Source organism: Streptomyces himastatinicus ATCC 53653 (assembly GCF_000158915.1).
GTDB lineage: Bacteria > Actinomycetota > Actinomycetes > Streptomycetales > Streptomycetaceae > Streptomyces > Streptomyces himastatinicus.
Map to the genome: position 1 here is coordinate 9,430,023 of NZ_GG657754.1, position 1,573 is coordinate 9,431,595.

A 1,573-nucleotide genomic window follows, 5' to 3' on the forward strand; every position below is an offset into this window, starting at 1 on the left:
CCGACTCGTCGCCCTCGCACTGCCACGCGGCGCCGACCTGGTGACCGCCGTCCTCGCCGTGCTCAAATCCGGCGCGGGCTATGTGCCGCTGGACCCGGCCACCCCGCCCGAGCGCGTCCGCCATGTGCTCGACGAGGCCGACCCGCCGCTCGCCGTGGCGACGGCCGACACCGCTGCCCTGCTGCCGCCCGGCCGGGACCGATTGCTGCTGGACGAACCGGAGACGGCCGCAGCCCTGGCCACCGGACCGGCCGGTGACCTCGGCCGATGTACCGATCCGCACACCACCGCCTACGTCATCCACACCTCCGGCTCGACCGGCACCCCCAAGGGCGTCGTGGTCACCCACGACAACGTCGTACGGCTGCTGGACACCACCGATGAACGGTTCGGCTTCGGCCCGGACGATGTGCACGCCCTCTTCCACTCGTACGCCTTCGACGTGTCCGTGTGGGAACTGTGGGCGGCGCTCGGCCGTGGCGGGCGGCTCGTCGTCGTACCGCACACCGTCAGCCGGTCGCCGCGCGAGATGTGGCAGTTGCTCGTACGGGAGCGGGTCACCGCGCTGTGCCAGACGCCGTCGGCGTTCTACCAACTCGCCCAGGCGGAAGCCGACATGGCGCGAGAGGCCGATGGCCCGCCCCGGCACGCGCTGCGCGTCGTGGTCTTCGCCGGTGAGGCGCTGGACCCGCGCCGGATCCGCCACTGGTATCCCGAGAGCCCCGGCATCCACGGCCGCCCCCGGCTGGTGAACATGTACGGCATCACCGAGACCACCGTGCACTCCACATACGCCGAACTGACCGACCCGGCCGACACCCGCAGCGCCATCGGCGAACCGCTCGCCGACCTGCGGCTGTACCTGCTCGACCACGCGCTGCGGCCCGTGCCGCCCGGCTGCCCCGGCGAGATCTACCTCTCCGGCCCCGGCGTGACCCGCGGCTACCTGGGACGGGAGGCCCTGACCGCGACCCGTTTCGTGGCCGACCCCTTCGGCCCGCCCGGCGCCCGGATGTACCGCTCGGGAGACCTGGCGCGCCGGTGGCAGGACGGCACCCTGGAGTACCTCGGCCGCACCGACCAGCAGGTGAAGGTGCGCGGTTTCCGGATCGAACCGGGCGAGATCGAGGCCGTCCTGGAGCGCCACCCCGACGTCGTCCGGACCGCGGTCATCGCCCAGGACGATGGCGTGGGTGGCGTACGGCTCGTGGCGTACACCGTCCCCGCGACCGCGGACACCGCCCTCGACCCCGCCGCGCTGCGCCGGTACGCCGCCGACCACCTGCCCGGATACATGGTGCCCGGCTTCGTGGTGCCGATCGCCCGGCTGCCGCTCACCCGCAACGGCAAGCTCGACCGGCGCGCCCTGCCCGCGCCCACCGAGGGGTTGCGGACCGGGGCCGTGGGACGTGCGCCCGCCACCGAGCTGGAGCGGTTCCTGTGCCGCGCCTTCGCCGAAACGCTCGGCGTGCCCGAAGTCGGCGTGGAGGACGGCTTCTTCGACCTCGGCGGACACTCGCTGCTCGCCACCCAGCTGATCAACAAGTTTCGCGCCGGCCTCGGCATCGACCTC

At 73.2% G+C, this 1,573-nt stretch carries 1 protein-coding gene; it reads left to right on the top strand.

The window, feature by feature from the left end:
• The coding region (locus SSOG_RS39925; RefSeq protein WP_154686132.1) for an amino acid adenylation domain-containing protein at nt 1–1,573 on the top strand (1,573 nt) is incomplete at both ends.